Source organism: Synechococcus sp. O70.1 (genome assembly GCF_047462215.1).
Taxonomy (GTDB): Bacteria; Cyanobacteriota; Cyanobacteriia; order Thermostichales; family Thermostichaceae; genus Thermostichus.
The window spans coordinates 1-15,340 of the sequence record NZ_JANSIT010000016.1 but is presented as its reverse complement, the minus strand read 5'-3'; the positions used below and the strand labels follow the sequence as shown (position 1 = coordinate 15,340).

At 60.2% G+C, this 15,340-nt stretch carries 12 protein-coding genes; 4 read left to right on the top strand and 8 right to left on the bottom strand.

Features of this window, described 5'->3' with window-relative positions:
- Window positions 1-411: 411 nt before the first annotated feature.
- The 4 genes from NW833_RS09315 to NW833_RS09300 all read right to left on the bottom strand — a co-directional run bounded on the left by NW833_RS09315 (window position 412) and on the right by NW833_RS09300 (window position 5,933).
- Window positions 412-1,821 (bottom strand): DUF2157 domain-containing protein, encoded by a 1,410-nt coding sequence (locus NW833_RS09315; protein ID WP_414412292.1) that lies wholly within the window; start codon window positions 1,819-1,821, stop codon window positions 412-414.
- A gap of 49 nt (window positions 1,822-1,870) precedes the next feature.
- On the bottom strand, window positions 1,871-2,641 hold the full coding sequence (purC, locus tag NW833_RS09310) for a phosphoribosylaminoimidazolesuccinocarboxamide synthase (RefSeq protein ID WP_414412313.1): 771 nt from the start codon (window positions 2,639-2,641) through the stop codon (window positions 1,871-1,873).
- Between the two features lie 18 nt (window positions 2,642-2,659).
- The gene (locus NW833_RS09305) at window positions 2,660-4,066 is read right to left on the bottom strand and encodes a sugar transferase (RefSeq protein WP_414412291.1); all 1,407 of its coding nucleotides are present in this window, start codon (window positions 4,064-4,066) and stop codon (window positions 2,660-2,662) included.
- A gap of 142 nt (window positions 4,067-4,208) precedes the next feature.
- A complete protein-coding gene (locus tag NW833_RS09300) occupies window positions 4,209-5,933 on the bottom strand; it encodes an electron transfer flavoprotein (protein ID WP_414412290.1) in 1,725 nt (574 codons plus the stop codon).
- A gap of 358 nt (window positions 5,934-6,291) precedes the next feature.
- On the opposite strand from NW833_RS09300, the gene NW833_RS09295 reads away from it, so the two are divergent.
- On the top strand, window positions 6,292-7,713 hold the full coding sequence (locus NW833_RS09295) for a DUF2079 domain-containing protein (RefSeq protein WP_414412289.1): 1,422 nt from the start codon (window positions 6,292-6,294) through the stop codon (window positions 7,711-7,713).
- Window positions 7,714-7,861: 148 nt separating this feature from the next.
- Complete coding sequence (locus tag NW833_RS09290; RefSeq protein WP_414405988.1) at window positions 7,862-8,338, top strand: bis(5'-nucleosyl)-tetraphosphatase; 477 nt, start codon at window positions 7,862-7,864, stop codon at window positions 8,336-8,338.
- Window positions 8,339-8,358: 20 nt separating this feature from the next.
- Here the strand turns inward: NW833_RS09290 and NW833_RS09285 are convergent, their stop codons facing one another.
- From NW833_RS09285 to mrdA, 4 genes are all read right to left on the bottom strand, one after another.
- Window positions 8,359-9,270, bottom strand: coding sequence for a hypothetical protein (locus NW833_RS09285; protein WP_414412288.1), 912 nt, complete (start codon window positions 9,268-9,270; stop codon window positions 8,359-8,361).
- Between the two features lie 168 nt (window positions 9,271-9,438).
- Entirely contained in the window at window positions 9,439-10,620 is a 1,182-nt protein-coding gene (locus NW833_RS09280; RefSeq protein ID WP_414412287.1) for a pyridoxal phosphate-dependent aminotransferase, read from the bottom strand.
- 60 nt (window positions 10,621-10,680) lie between these two features.
- Window positions 10,681-10,989, bottom strand: a complete 309-nt coding sequence (locus tag NW833_RS09275; RefSeq protein ID WP_414393879.1) for an HU family DNA-binding protein — start codon at window positions 10,987-10,989, stop codon at window positions 10,681-10,683.
- A gap of 280 nt (window positions 10,990-11,269) precedes the next feature.
- Window positions 11,270-13,162, bottom strand: coding sequence for a penicillin-binding protein 2 (gene mrdA / locus NW833_RS09270; RefSeq protein WP_414412286.1), 1,893 nt, complete (start codon window positions 13,160-13,162; stop codon window positions 11,270-11,272).
- 148 nt (window positions 13,163-13,310) lie between these two features.
- On the opposite strand from mrdA, the gene NW833_RS09265 reads away from it, so the two are divergent.
- Entirely contained in the window at window positions 13,311-14,525 is a 1,215-nt protein-coding gene (locus tag NW833_RS09265) for a lipopolysaccharide biosynthesis protein (RefSeq protein ID WP_414393875.1), read from the top strand.
- A 120-nt stretch (window positions 14,526-14,645) separates the two neighbouring features.
- Window positions 14,646-15,340: serpin family protein (locus tag NW833_RS09260; protein WP_414412285.1), on the top strand; the 695-nt coding region annotated here is incomplete at its 3' end.

Genomic DNA, 15,340 nt, shown 5'->3' with positions numbered 1-15,340 from the left:
TGCAACCTCATGGGCCGAGGGCAGGGGAGCGTGGGCAACGGTCTTGGAGAGGGGAGAATGGGGATCTGGCGGAACAGCTCATCGATGGCCTCAGTTTCGGGAACAGGGGAGGGCGCGGGTTCTGGAGTCCTGGGCCTTGCTGGCACAGCCGGCCTTGGAGCTTGCGCTACCGGAAAGTGCCCCCAAAACAGATCTCTACCAGAGGCAATCGAGGAAGGGCCATAGCTCCAGAAACCAAAAGAGACTAGAGCCAGTATACCTAGGCCCAGGCCTGTTTTTTTTCATTGACGTTCTCCAAGAAACTTTCTACCAATAAAGACTTTTCAGAGAAGAGTAAGTTCCCTAAGTGTCGCGATTTTTTGTAAACTTCTATTGACTCTTGAGCTCCTGAGAAAGCCAAAGGAAAGATTCCTAGGCATTGAAGATACGTCTCTCAAACTTCAGCCCCAGCCAGATCACGCCGATCCCACAGACCACCAGCACCGCCGATTTGGTCATCAGGTTGGTCTGGTACTCGAAAAAGCGGGTCAGCACCACCAAGGTCAGGCCCAATAGCCCCTGCCAGAAGCGGCTCCGCCGCCCCTGCTGTAGCCCTTCCCAGCAGAGCACCACCGACAATCCCACGAGCAAAAGGGTCACGATCCAGGGAGCAAAGAAGGCCAAGGCTACCTTTGCGGTTAGGTTCAAAGGCAGGGCGCTGCGGATCCCCAGCAAAAGCGCCAAGGCGACCAGCGAGAACAGAACGGCAGCATCCTTCAGCCAAGCAGAAACGGGCTGGGATCGCTTTGCCTGCCAGCCCTGCCACCAGCTCCAACCGGCTAGCAATAGCAATCCTGCTGCCGACAGGCCCGCCCAGGGATCCACAGTTTGGACTAAGGGTACAGGTTTGAGATCCCAGTCCCAAAGCTCACGAAAGCTCCAGAGGTAGAGGAGAAAGCCCAACCCTAGGGAGGCCAGCTCCTCCGTCGCCAGAGCCAGATCCCAGCCTTGCTCCTGCTCGCCCTCCTGGCCATCTTCTCCGGTCAAGATCTGGCCTAGCCACTGCCCACGGCGTTGGTGCCAAAAGCCCAGCCCCCAGACGACAGCAAGACCAAGCAGCAGCCAGAGGGTCAAGCTTTCTGCAGACCTGTCCCAGCGCCCTGCCAACCTTTCTAGCGCCAGGCCGAAATTTACCAATGCCAAAGCCAAGATCCAACGGGAGCGGCACCCATAGGCAAGGGGCAGCAATAGGCCAAGGGCCAGCCAGGGGTAGAGAGGATCCAGAGCCAAGCCGATCCCCTCCTCCCACAGGGTAGTTATCCCAGCCAGGGCGAATAAGAGACAGGCCAAGATGCCGCTGGGGGTGTGGACCAAGCTGTAGGCCATGGCCAGGCTGCCCAGCCCCCAGGCCAAGAACAAGCCCGCCGGGGATCCCCCGATTTGAACCCACTGGGCCGTCAGGCCAACGGCAGCCCCCAAAGACAGCTCGCCGGCAATCAACAAGGCGCTGCCCAAGCGCGGGGAGCCCTGCTGCCTAAGCCGAAAGCCGACCCCCTGCAGCCCCAGCGTGAGAGCCAGGGATCCCAAGGCTCTGGCCCAGCGGGGAATGGCGTCCCAGTTGGCGGCCACGAAGGAGATCGCCCCCAAGCCCACTAGCACGGCGCCAAACAGCAGCAGCACCAGGGTAAAGCGGCTGCCGGCTGTTCGCGGCAAGCTCTCTAGCTGGTAGTACTCCCGCAGGCGATCCCGTTGCTCCGGCTGGATTAGCCCCTGCTCCACCCAGGTGTCCAGTAGATTAGCCAGTTGACGGCGGAAGCGGTCGTCGGGGCGGGGAGAAGTCACAGGGGATCCCGTCAAGGTGCCGGGTGTAGCAGGGTATGTCGCCAGTATTCTAGCCCCCACCCCCAACCCCTTTCCCAAAGGGAGAGGGGAGATTGGGATCCGTAGCCTGGAGCACCCGCTGCAGCACCTCTTGGTAGCCGGCTGCCGGATCGCCGAGATCAAAGCGAAAGAGGTCTTTATCCAGCACTCGTGGCTCAGCTCCCTCCAGATCCCAAAGACGGCAGGTGTCGGGGCTAATTTCGTCCGCTAGCCAGATCTGCCCTTCCTCGTCCAAGCCAAACTCCAACTTAAAGTCCACCAGCTCCAGCCGGCAGCGCCTCCAGAAGTCGCGAAGGTGAGTGTTGACTGCCAAAGCCAGGGATCCCAACACCTCCACTTGCTCTGGCGTGGCCAGGCGCAACAGGCGGATGTGGTCGGGAGTCACCAGGGGATCCCCCAGGGCATCGTTTTTGTAATAGAACTCCACCAGCGGCGGCTCGATGGGAAGGCCTCGCTCCAGGCCCAGGCGCTTGCAGAGGCTGCCGGCAGCACGGTTGCGCACCACCACTTCCAAAGGCAGGATCCGCAGGGCGCGCACCTGCATCTCACGGGGGCCGGTCTGGGCCAGAAAGTGGTTGCGGATGCCCTGCCGCGCCAGGTAGGCAAACACCCGGCTAGAGACGGTGCAGTTGACCTCCCCCTTGCCGGCGATAGATCCCCGCTTTTGGGCATTAAAAGCCGTGGCGTCGTCTTTGTACTGACAGAGGTAAACCTGGGGATCGGCGGTGCGGTAGACCCGTTTGGCTTTGCCCTCGTAGAGGAGCTCTTGGGGCGTGGGCAAGGAGGACATGAGCAACCCCTAATATCCGTTCAACCGTCCGCAGATCCCTTGCCAGAGGGTGATGGCCAGGATGCGCAGATCCAGCCATAGAGACCAGTTTTGCACATAGTAGAGATCATACTGGGTGCGGCGGGCAATGCTGGTGTCTCCCCGCAGGCCGTGGATCTGGGCCCAGCCGGTGAGGCCGCTTTTCACCAAGTGCCGATCTGGATACTTGGGGATCTCCTGGCTAAACTGCTCCACGAAGTAGGGCCGCTCGGGGCGAGGGCCCACCAGGCTCATTTCCCCCTTCAAAACGTTCCAAAGCTGGGGAAGCTCGTCCAGATTGGTGCGGCGCAAAAAGGCTCCTATCTTGGTTCGGCGCGGATCCCCAGGGCGCGTCCAGCCCGGCTGGCCAGAGGCTTCGGCGTCCACCCGCATGGTGCGGAACTTGGCAATCCAAAAGCGCCGCCCGTCCAAGCTCACTCGCTCCTGCCAATACAGGATGGGGCCAGGGCTGCTGCAGGCCACCAGCAGAGCGATGACCAGGAAGAGCGGGCTAAGCAACACCAGACCCAGGGAGGCCCCTAGGATATCTACAGCTCGCTTGAGGAAACGGTTGTGGGCATAGCGCAGAGGTGGCTGCCGCAGCGTCAGCAGCGGGATCCCATCCAGAGAGTGGAACTGGAGGTTAACGGTTAAGAAGCTGAGAAGCTCTGGCACCAGGCGCACTTGAACGGAGAGGGCTTGCAAGCTCAGCAAGAGGGGCGCAGAGGCCAACTGGGGCTGCCCAAACCACACCTCCTGGATCTCAGGGTGAGCCTGTACATAGGCCACCAGATGAGCGGGCTCAAGCCGCTCCAGCTTCTGCAGAAGCCCCGGCTCTGGCGCCGAGGGATCCCCAGCCACGGCCCAAGCCTTGATCTCGAACCCCAAGGCCGGACAGCGCTCTAGCCGCTCCAGCACCTCGGCCAAGAGCAAGCCGGATCCCACCCAGATGACCCGTCGCCGCCCCTGGCCGCGGGCGTATAGCCAGCCCATGCCCAGCCGCAGCGCTGCCCGCATTACCGTCAAGCCGAGCAGAGCTAGTAGGCCAGCATAGCCCACCACCAAGCGTGAGAGCGAGACGGAGCGCACGAAGAAGGCCCCTGCCAGCACCAGGCCGAAGGTCACCCCCAGCCCCAGCAGCAAGCTGGCCCATTCCTCGAAGCGAGATAGGCGCTTTGATTCGCCGTATCCTCCCAAACCGGCCTGAACGCCCCAGTAGCTGAGAACGGTCAGCAACCCCAAGCCAGCGTAAACATCCCACGGCAAAAGTTGGTGAGGGCCTAGGCTGCGCAGCCAGTAAGCTGCCCCGAAGGCCAGCCAAATACAGAGCCCATCCCCAAAACAGGCCAAGGGCACCCACAGGTGGTGCGGATCTAGGCTCAGGGTGTAGCTACCCAAAAAGGGCCCCGTCCTCCTCCAAGAGGACTGCCTCTGGCTAAAGGGATTGGCCAAGAACTGTCTCCTCTAGAGTCCAGACTGGGATTCTAGTGGTTGGCCGTCCCAACTGGCCAGAGAGCTGCCCTAGCCAACCTAGAGGACACTACAGCCCGTAGAAATCGGGGCCGGATCCCTCGTAGCTGGGGTTAACCCGCAAGTTGAGATAGGGGCAGACAATCTCGCAGGTGCGGCACTGGATGCAGTTTTCCAAAGCCATGGCGTGGGAGCGGAGGCCGTTGCGTTCCCGGATGTGGTGGACTTCCGCCGGGCAATCGGCCACGCAGGGGGTAGGGCGGTTGAGTTTGTCGTAGGTGGCAATGCACTGGCGGCAGGTGTCGGCGCTAAACTCGAGAATATGGCGGTTGCCTTCGGGGTAGCGGGGATCCGCAAAAAAGACGGCCTCGGATCGCGAGAAATAGCCCGCTCGAGTGGTCAATGTTTCGGGATCCACAACGCTGGGGGCCACAAAGTCCGCCTGGATGGCGGCATGGGGGGCCACATATCCCCGTGGGGGTGGCTCGCTGGCGCTGACCCGTCCCGTCAGCAGGGTATAGGCACGCAGGAGTTCCCTGCCGCGACGCACGGGATCCTGCAGGCCCCAGCGCAGGGATCCCAGCCAAGGGTGGCCGGCATCCACGCTGCGGCAGATCTGGGGCAGGTACGCTTCCAGCAGACGGGAGTTTTCCAAAAAGGCCTCCCGGAAGTAGCGGCTACGGTAGAGATCTTGGCCAACGGAGCTCTCCATCACCGCCTTTTGGTAGGCCTCTTGGATCCGCAGATCTCCTTTCAAGAAGCCGTCGTGAATGAGGCCCGCTGCTAGGTAGCCGGTCTCCATGGCGTTGTTGATCCCGGCCAGGCTGCCCACATCCAGCACCCCCAGGGCATCGCCCAAGAGCAAGGCCCCTTCGACGCCAAAGCGGGTGGGCAAGCTGTAGTAGCCCCCTTCGGGAATGACAGCCGCCCCGTACTTGAGCAACTTGCCGCCAGCAATCAGGGACTGGATCCAGGGGTGGGCTTTGAACTCCTGCAGGCGCTGCTGCGGGTTGAGGTTGGGATTTTTGCTGTCGAGGCCAATGATGAGGCCCAGAGCCAGGCGGTTATCTTTGAGACCATAGACAAAGCCGCCACCAAAGCTGCCATCCAAAACGGGGTAGCCCAGGGTATGCCACACCTGCCCCTGCAGCGAGCCAGGGATCTGCCACAGCTCCTTGACCCCCACTGACCACAGTTGCGGCCGGGGGCGCAGGTGAAACTTTTCGATCAGATCCTTAGAGATAAACCCCTTGTCGCCAAAACAAGTGAGCTCGGCAAAGACACAGTCTTCATAAACCTGGCCGGAGTCGCTCACCCGCACCCCAATGACTCGCTCCCCCTCATAGAGGATCTCATGGGCGGCAAAGCCAGGGAATACGTCCAGGGTGACGTTGGGGATCCCTTTAGCCTTTTCTTGTAGGGTTTCGGCTAGCCAGCGAATGACATGGCTGAGGGTGAGGATGAGCTGCCCCTGTTTGCGCAACCCCTTTGGGATCACTGCCTCTGGCAAGTCCCACCGTTCCTGGGATCCCAATATGCTCAGGTGGCTCACCTCCACCCGCCCCTCGTGGGGAAATCCTTGGCTCTCAAAATCCGGGAAAAGCTTGGCAATCACCTGGGGGTTGCAGATAGCGCCACTGACAATGTGCCCACCAAATTGCCGGGCTTTTTCCAAAATGGCAATGGAGATTTTAAGCCCAGAGAGCTTGGCCAGATCCAGAAGGCGATGGGCCAGGATTAGGTTCGAGCAGCTCCCCCCCACCAAAAGCAGGTCGTAGCGAATGGCTTCACCCATGCAGAATTCCCACCCAGCGGCTTTGGATACCCTGCCTGTATCCTAAAAAGAGGCGGTGGAAAGAAAGCAAAACTTTAGACCTTCTCAAGCTTCTGCGCTGCCTCCACAGCCGAGACAATGGCCAACTCTCCTCCTCATCGGTGGACGGTCGCGGTGCCTCTTCTAGCAAGACTGTCGGGGTTTTTCCTCAGACTTCGGGCCAAGCTGTCTGCACTGCTGTCTAGGTCAAGCAATCCCTAGCTTTTGCGATGGCAACACGGCTTCGGCTGGGCAGAACCGACAGTTCGTTGGCAGCAACTGGATCTGCTCCGGTGGGATCCCCCAGTCTTGGCGAGTGTTGAAGGATCGTCCTCTGCCTATGTCTTTGTTGGCAATGCTGCTCTGCGCTTTCTTGGCTCTTTTGAGCTGCAGCGTTGTGCGACATCACTTATTTCAGTCAGGCGGCTACGACCTCGGAATTTTTGACCAATCAATTTATCTAATTAGCCGTGGAGAAGTTCCTTTTTCCACCATCCGCGGGATCCACATCCTCGGAGATCATGCGGCCTTCATCCTATATCCCATCAGTTTCTTGTACCGCATTGTCCCCTCGGTTTATTGGCTGTTCGGCATCCAATCTCTGGCGCTAACTTTGGGAGCGCTGGCCGTTTACCATCTTGCGCTCCAGGCCGAGGTTGATCCTGGAAAGGCAAAGACCATTGCCGCCGCCTATCTTCTCTACCCGGCTATCTTTAACGCCAACCTTTTTGATTTTCACCCAGAAGTGTTGGCCGTTCCCCTTTTTTTGGCAACTATACTCTGCATTCGCTCTGCCAACCTGTGGGGGTTCTTGCTGTGCCTGAGCGGTATCCTCGGCTGCAAAGCGGTGCTGTCTCTCAATGTTGTTGCCCTGGGAGTTTGGCTACTGCTTTTCGAAAGCAGGCGAATCCAGAAGCGCTGGCAACAGCGCTACCAGGTGGCCGGCTGGGTGGCCGTAGCCTTAGGTTCAGCCTGGTTTGGCATAGCCACTTTTTGGATTATCCCTCACTTTAGCGGCAGCGAGCCGGCGGCCATCTCCCACTATAGCTATCTGGGCAGCTCTGTTTCTGAGATCATCCAAAACTTGGTGCTCAAGCCAACATTAGTCTTGGGCAAATTCTTCTCTCTCGATACCCTATTCTATGGATTTTTGTTGATTATCCCCGTGGCCTGGGGGCTTTCTTGGCGCCACTGGGATCCCTGGATCCCTGCTCTGCCAACTTTAGGGCTGAACATTCTCTCCAGCAATCCTGCCTATCGGGATCTGGTGCACCAGTATGCGCTGCCTGTTGTCCCCTTCTTATTTCTGGCTATTATTGAAAGGATGAAAACGCCTTGCTTTCAAGCTCGCTTTGCCAAGAAAGCGGCCCTGACCTGGTCGCTGCTGGCTTTTCTGGCTCTGGGCAAATACACTTTTTTCGGATCTATCTATCTCCAGTCTCTCGACACTTGGCAGGCCACTCGAGAGGCCCTTGCCCAGATCACCACTCAAGGGGGCGTTCTCACCACCCACGAGATCTGCCCCCACCTCACCCACCGGCGGGTTATTTACTTTACCGACGAAAGCCGCTTTAAGGGATCCCCCCCTGACCAATGGGATCCCTTTGATTATGTGCTACTGAACAGCCGCCATCCAGGATGGCGCAGCAGCCTAGAGTTCTCCCATGCTCTGATCCGAGCTTTACAAAAAGAAGCCTCGTTTCGACTGCTCTACCATCGCGATGGGGTGTACCTGTTCTCCAGGCTACGGGAAAAACCTTAGGCTTAGCCTGCTGCTCTCAGGGGCCAAGAAGCTCAGCTCAGAATCCCGAACCCCACCGACCAAGAAGAGGGTGGGGAGACGAGCAGCTGGCATCCTCCCTCTCTGCTGAGGCCTAGGATTTGGGGGGCAGGAAAGCTAGAATCTTTTCATGCTGACGGATGCTGCCTACGGCGTGATCCCGGTGCTTCCCCTCCCACCTGCCCAGGGATCCCATCTCTATCTGCTCATTCAGCACCAAAAGGGGCACTGGGCCTTCCCCAAAGGACACAAAGATGAGGGTGAGAGCGAGCTGGCGGCAGCCCAGCGGGAGCTGCGCGAGGAAACCGGCCTGACCGAGTATCACTTTCTAGTGTTGCCGGGCCAGTCCGAGCCTCTATCGCTGCAGGAGGTTTACACCTTCACCGATTCCGCCGGGAATGCCGTAGCCAAGACCGTTACCTACTACGTCGCTCTCCTGCCAACCCAGTTCCCTCCCCCTGAGCTACAGGTTCAACCAGAGGAGGTGGCTGCCTACCGCTGGTGCTCCTACGCCGAAGCTTTGGAACAAATGACCTTTGAAGAAAGCCGCCAGCTTCTACGCCGCTGCCAAGCTTATCTAGAAGAGCTGTGGGGAGGCCAAAGGTGATTGCAACTCAACGGCCCAAGCTACTGCTCGACAATCGTGACGTTAAAGCCCTGATTTTTCAAGGTCTCGGCATGGTAGCGGGCATATTCTAGTTGTGCAAAGGCTGCTACCTGTACAAACTTTTGGCCGTTCACCTCTTTAACAAAGGCGTCACGGGCAATGCGGCGAGCCTGCGCCAAGCTCTCCTCCCCAGAGTAGGTGGTCAGCACCAAGAAAGTGCCCTCGCCGCGGTTTGGCCCCAGCGAGTCGGGATCGCTGCCGGTCAAAGGTACCGGCCGGGGCAGCTTGTCTTGGGAGGGACGCTCCAGGCTAGCTGCCAATTTCTCCACCCATGTCTCCTGGCTGGGAGGAGTTTGCAGGCTATCCAGCGGGTTGGGGACATTTTCAAGGGGCTCAACTTGCAGTTCCTCCACCGAAGGAGTGGTCAACCCCAGCGCTAACTCAGGGGGAGTCACCCCACCTGAATACGACTCTTCCCCCACCTCGGGAATCAGGGGTAGCTGGGCCAAGTCCACCAAAGCAAGTTTCTTTTCAGCTTTGGGCAGCGACAGATCCTCTGGCCAGAGTAGCCAGCGCACCCCAAAGCCAATCCCCACCCAAGAGAGCACCCAAACCAGCAAAGCCGCCAGGGGCGAAACTCCTCTAGAAGGGCGGGGCACTTCTTCTTCCTCTAAATCTTCCACCACCTCTTGGATCAGCACAGGCAAAGGACGGTGGGTGGGAAGGCTGCTAGCGGACTGGCTCCCCCGCAGCCGTGAGATGGACTCCCGGCGCTGTAAACGCGGCCAGAGACGGAAATGTTTCCCTTCTTTGGGCGGATCCAGATGCAGACGGCTAGGGACTTCCGAAAGCGTTCGTTGGGGCGTCAGCTGCGTTTTCTGAGGCGGCGGCAGGGGCTGAGTAGGATCTGAGTGAAGTGGAGAAAAGTCCATAGATAACCTACCCTCCCTCGCTTAGGAACCAGTATGCAAAGCCAACCTCACACTCTAGCCGTTGACAGCTTGACAGCAGGACTGGGGCAAGGGACAGAGACAACGCCATTAATACCATGCCACAGAGCTGAGGCCGGCCTCTAGAGCTTGGCCCCAAAGAAGCCCCTATCAGTCAATGGGTGCTATAGGAGAGAGATTTTCCAGGATCTCCCAACAGGCCGAGAGCAGGCGCTCTTGCTCCGGCAGAGTTCTTAGGCCAATACGCAGATAGCGATCCCCCAGCTCTGGGAAGCTTAGGCAATCCCGCACCAGGATGCGGTACTGCCGCAGCAGCTGTTCTTGAAGCTGCGTGGCGGAGAGGGGGCAGCGCACCAGCACAAAATTGGCTTGGCTGGGCCAGGGATCCCAACCGGGCAGCGCCTGCAGACCTCTGAGCAGATGCTCGCGGGCCCTGGGCAACCACATCAAGGTGCGCTGGCGAAAGTCCGCGTCAGCCAAAGCCGCTGCCGCCGCCACTGCCGCCAAGCCATTGACGCTCCAGGGATCCCGCCACTGCCGCCAGCGTCGCCAGCGCTCCGGATGGCCCACTGCAAACCCAATGCGCAACCCGGGTAAAGTAAAAAACTTGGTCAGCGAGCGAATGACAAGGGTGTTAGGGTGGGCCTCAAGGTAGGGGATCAAGGTTTGGCTGCGGGGCAAAGGGGCCACTGACCCGCTGGGGCAAGCAGCTGCAGCGCAGAGATCAATTGGATCTTGCGGCGCGTCTCCCGGGAGAAAGTCCATAAAAGCCTCATCCACCACCACCTGCTCAAAGTGGGGTAGAAGAGGCAGAATGGCCTCCCGCGGGATCAGCTGGCCCGTCGGGTTGTGGGGATTGTTTAGCCAGAGCACCCGGCCTCTCTTGTTGCCAGGGATCCCTTCTGGCAGCAAAGCAGCAGTGGGCGATCCCGAACAAGACAGCCAATCCAGCGGCTTGATCACGGCACCTGCTGCCCGCAGTGCCCGCTCATAGTCGCCAAAAGCGGGACGGGGCAGCCATACCTCCAGCCCCTGTGCCTCCCGAGCAGCCCAGGTCAGCAATTCCGCCGCCCCGTTGCCGACAAAAATCCACTCCGGGTCGACTGACCAGCGCTGCGCCAAACAAGCGCGTAGCTCTCGATAGTCGGGATCCGGGTAGCAGCTGATGGCAACTGGGTCCGGTGCCGCCAGCGCTCGAACTAGGGCTTGCACAACCGACTGCGGCGGGCCCAGGGGGTTGAGGCTGGCGGAAAAATCCACGATGGCCTCAGCCGGGCAACCAGCAATCGCTGCTGCCCAAGCTCGGTGGCCACCATGTCGAGGCCGTTGCACGCTAATCCCCTCAGGACTCCCTCCCGCCTATGCGAACGGGACCTGGCCTAACCCAGCGGTTCAAGACCTGTGGCCAGCTGCCACCGCATCGCGAAAAGCTTTGCCGGCGGTGAAAGTGGGGACAACGCTGGCGGGAATCACCATCTTCTCGTTGGTTTTCGGGTTGCGGCCTTCCCGTTCTTTGCGCTTGCGGGCCTCAAAGGAACCAAAGCCCACTAGGGTGACCTTTCCTTTGGGTTCTCCGTTTTCATCGCGGGAGGCAACCTCTTCCACGATGATCTCCAAGGCTGCCGTCAAGACAGCCTCAGCCTCTTTTTTGGTTACGTTAGCGCGATGAGCGACGGCTTCCACAAGCTCTGCCTTGTTCATCCTGGTCTCCTCAATGAGCTGCTCAGAGAAGTTGTGGCTGTAGGAGCAGGGCTAGCCTTGTGCCAGGGCACAGCCGCTGCCGACGATAGGATTGTAGCCATTTGGCTCCAAATCACTGACCTATTTTACAGCCAACTTAGGCTAGAAGCCGGCTAGAGAAGGAGCTTAGGGACTCCCTCGTGCTAACCCAATCGAGGAGCAGAGCAGAATTTTTTGAACACAAAGGTAGCACTGAGATCATGCTAATGCTCTCCTAGCAAAGGGTGGAGCTGGGGTATCACTAGTTGCTTTGGAAGTAAGCCCGCATCACCTCGCGGAAGATCGGAGCTGCCCGGGTTCCACCGCCGCCGCCACTGTTTTCTAGAAAAACCACGACCACCAACTCAGGCCGATCGTAGGGAGCGTAGCCGACAAACCAGGCGTGGGAGCGCCGCGGCGGATCCTCAGCGGTGCCAGTTTTGCCTGCTACGGGAGGAAAGCCTGGGCCCAGGTTGGCGTTGCCGCCGGTGCCGTAAACTACCACATCCCGCAACCCCTGCTGCAGGATCTGCAAGGTGGCAGGGGAGAGGCCCACCTTCTGTCGCAGGGGCACAGGGCTTTCCGGGATCACCTGCTGGGAGAGCAAGGGACGAACCCGCCAGCCACCGTTGGCTACCGCTGCCGTCACCACTGCCATCTGCAGCGGCGTGGCGGTGACAAATCCTTGCCCGATGGACATGTTGACCGTATCGCCCACGTGCCAGGACTCGCGCCAGTGGCGCTGTTTCCACGCGGCATCGGGCACCAGCCCAGCAGCTTCCCCTTTGAGGCCAATCCCGGTAGGCTGGCCTAACCCAAAGCGGCGCGACCATTCTTGCAAGGGGGCGGCCTTGGTGCCTAGAGCAATTTGGTAGAAAAAGGTGTCGCTGCTGTAGGCTATCGCCTGACGGTAGTTCAGCCGCCCGAAGCCGACGCGGTTCCATTCCCAGAAGCGCCACCCGCCTACGCTAATGTAGGGAGCCGTCTGCAGCACCGTATCGGGAGGGAAGACCCCCGATTCAATCCCGGCGGCAGTGGTGATGATTTTGTAGGTGCTAGCAGGGGGATAGGGCCGCAGGGCGCGGTTGAGGAAGGGAAAATCCTGCTTTTGCAGGCTCTCCCACTGCGCTTGGGTGATGCGGCCAGAAAAGAGGTTGGGATCAAAGGTGGGATAGCTGGCCATAGCCAGGATCGAGCCGTCGCGGGGATCCATGGCGACCACTGCTCCTTTCTGCTGGCCCAGGGCTCGCTCTGCCGCCTGCTGCAGTCGCACGTCCAGCGTCAGCTGCAGGGTTTTGCCCGGCCGAGGAGGCTGTTCGCCTAGCACCCGCAGCACCTTTCCCACGGCGTCCACCTCCACCTGGCGCCCACCCCCCTGGCCGCGCAGATGGCTCTCAAACAGTTCCTCCACCCCCATCAGGCCGACAATGTCCCCCAGGCGATAGCTGGGATCGGCTCGCAGCTGCTCTGGGGGGATCTCGCCGGTGTAGCCCAGCAGGTGAGCGGCCAAGCTGCCGTGGGGGTAGAAGCGTACCGTCTCCGCCTCCACCATCACTCCTGGAAGTTCCCGGCTTCTCTCCTCCAGCCGAGTTACTACCTCGGGGCTGGCGTTGCGCAGGATGCGCACAGGGAATGGGGAGCGATAACCTGCTTGCTCCAGTTTTTGGGCAATTTCTTTGGCATCCAGGTTTAGGTACTGAGCCAGCTTGGGGATCGTCTCCTGCCAACCCTGCCGCGACTGCACCAACGGCCAGAGAAAGACCGAGTAGGACAGTTGACTACCGGCCAGCAACACGCCGTTGCGATCGACAATGCGTCCCCGCTCCGGCGGCTGGGGCAACAGGCGAATGCGGTTGGTGTCGGCCAACTGGCGGTAGTACTGGGCACGCACCAGTTGCAGGTAGGCCAGCCGCGATCCCAGTCCTCCCCACAGCAACCCGCTAGCCAGCAAGAGCAAGGCAAGGGCTCGATAGCCTTGGCCTACTGTTTTGGCCGGGGGGGATCCCAGGCAAGGGGGGCTAGGGGACGGCGGTGGGGGAAGGACTTGTCGCAGTACGGCCGGCTTGGAGTGGGGGGAAAACAAGGCTTGAGGCTTCCGCTCCTCTAAGGCGCTGGAGCTGGGCGGGGCAGGAGCAACAGGGTAAAGTTTGGCCATGAAAAACTGCCGGAAAAAGAATGGGAGCCGACCTTGGGGCCCGCTGATGCAGCTAGGCGGACAGCCTCAGCATCTACTCAGTATCTCTAGCTTTGGCAGGCCTCGTCCAGGAAAAGCAAGGCACCGACTGCGCCAGGCAGCCTGGCTGATGCTGGGCAATGGCCTGCGCTTAGGGTTGTCTGGAGCCTATTTCGTCCTGTTGGCGCGGCTGTTGGGCCCAGAAGCATTTGGGGTGTTCTCCGCCATCTTGGCCTGCAGCAATCTAGCTGCCCCCTTTGGCTATTGGGGCCAGTCAGAGCTTCTGATCCAGCGCCTGAGCGGCCGAGGATCCGCAGCATCTGCCCAGGAGATCGCTCCCAGCTTGTGGCTGGTCGGACTGGGCTGCGGCGGGATAGTGCTGCTGTTAACACCTCTGCTGAGCCTTTGGCTGGTCGGGATCTCCCCCCTTGAGGTGGGCATCCTGCTGGGGAGCGACCTGCTGTTTATTGCCCTCCCCGAAGTGTACAGGGGGATCCTCATTGGGCAAGAGCAAGTTGCCGGGGTAGCCTTCATCGACACCGGCATGGCCCTAGGGCGGGTTAGCGCCGTGCTGCTGGCGATGGTTTTGGGCTGGGGATCCCTGACCCAATGGGCTATCCTCTACGGGCTAATGGTGTTGGCAGTGCTGGGGGCAATGAGCTGGAGGATGCGGCGGTGGTGCGCTCCTTCTCTTGCGGCTCTGGACTGGCAAGAGGTAGGGCCACGGCTGAGAGCAGGTTGGGACTTTGCCGTAGGGCTGGCTGCGGCAAAAACCTTCGCCGACCTAGACAAGCTGCTTTTGCCTCGCCTGGCCTCGAGCGCAACAGGGGGGCTCTACAGCGCCGCCTACCGGGTCATCAACTTCTCGCAAACGCCGATGATTGCGCTGCTCACTAGCCACTTTGCCGAGCTGTGCCGCCAGGGTCAGCAGGGCCTGCTGCAGGGCTGCCGCTACGCCCGCCAGCTTTTCCCCTGGGTGGTCGGCTATGGCAGCTTGGCTACTCTGGGGGTGGCCCTGGGATCCTACGGGATTCCTTGGCTGCTGGGATCCGCCTACCAAGAGACAGCTCTCATCCTGCGCTGGCTTAGTCCCGTCATTTTGCTAGAAGGGCTCCACCTGCTGCTGTCTCATCTGCTCACTGGCGCTGGCCTGCAAAAGCTGCGAAGCCGCCGACAACTGGCAGCCCTAGTCCTGAATGGAGCTTTGAACGGGATCTGGATCCCGGCGTGGGGGTGGCGAGGGGCAGCCCTGGCCACCTTGCTCTCGGAAGTGACCTTGGTGCTGGCTCTGCTGCTGCTAATCCGACAGGAATTGGGCCGCACCGCTGTCGCGAACGAGGACTAGAGGAAAGCCTTGGCCAGTTTGGCCGGGATCTCCTCAAGCGCAGCCACAACGGCCAGTTTGGGCAAGAGCCCTCCACCCCTAGCCCGATACCATAGCCTCAGAGTCGTTCCCCAGCCAAGAATGAGCAGATTCTCGGCAAGCCAGATCCCGCTTTTAGTTCTGTTTGGCCTGTTGCTCTTGGGCCTTTGGCCCACGCACGGGATGGGATCCCGGGAAACCCCTCTGCGGATCCCGTTCCAGCCGACCGTGACCTACGGGGAAGGGTATGGAGAAGAGGCGGTGGCCCAGCAAGCCCAAAGTCGCTTTGCGCTAAAACTCTTCGATCACTGGCTCCGGCAGCAGCCGCGAGAGAACCTTTTTTTCTCCCCCTTGAGCATTCGCCTAGCCTTGAGCCTGCTGTACAACGGCGCTGCTGGAGAGACCCAAGCGGCAATGGCCAAGGTCCTGGAGGCCCAGGAACTCTCCCTCAATGAGTTGAACTGGACCCAGGCTCAGATGGTGCGCTGGCTGGCGGAAAGGTCGCAAACAGCAGGGCCAATCCAGGTGCAAATGGCCAACGGCCTTTGGGTCGATACCACCCTCACCTTGCGGCCTCCCTTTTTGCAAGCCCTGGCTACCTATTACCAAGCAGTGGCCAATCGGGTGGAGCTGGGATCCCCTCAAACGGTGCAGGCCATCAACCGTTGGGTAGCCGAGCGCACCCAGGGCAAGATTGACCGCCTCGTGGATCGCCTCGGCCGTGAAGACAGGATGGTTTTGCTCAACGCCATCTATTTCAGGGGAAAGTGGACCCAGCCCTTCGATCCGGCCCTGAC

Excerpts from the sequence above, each read along its gene's own strand:
- NW833_RS09300 (WP_414412290.1), bottom strand. The coding sequence starts at position 5,933 with ATGGGTGAAGCCATTCGCTACGACCTGCTTTTGGTGGGGGGGAGCTGC.
- NW833_RS09295 (WP_414412289.1), top strand. The coding sequence starts at position 6,292 with ATGTCTTTGTTGGCAATGCTGCTCTGCGCTTTCTTGGCTCTTTTGAGC.
- NW833_RS09290 (WP_414405988.1), top strand. The coding sequence starts at position 7,862 with ATGCTGACGGATGCTGCCTACGGCGTGATCCCGGTGCTTCCCCTCCCA.
- NW833_RS09285 (WP_414412288.1), bottom strand. The coding sequence starts at position 9,270 with ATGGACTTTTCTCCACTTCACTCAGATCCTACTCAGCCCCTGCCGCCG.
- NW833_RS09275 (WP_414393879.1), bottom strand. The coding sequence starts at position 10,989 with ATGAACAAGGCAGAGCTTGTGGAAGCCGTCGCTCATCGCGCTAACGTA.
- mrdA (WP_414412286.1), bottom strand. The coding sequence starts at position 13,162 with ATGGCCAAACTTTACCCTGTTGCTCCTGCCCCGCCCAGCTCCAGCGCC.
- NW833_RS09265 (WP_414393875.1), top strand. The coding sequence starts at position 13,311 with ATGCTGGGCAATGGCCTGCGCTTAGGGTTGTCTGGAGCCTATTTCGTC.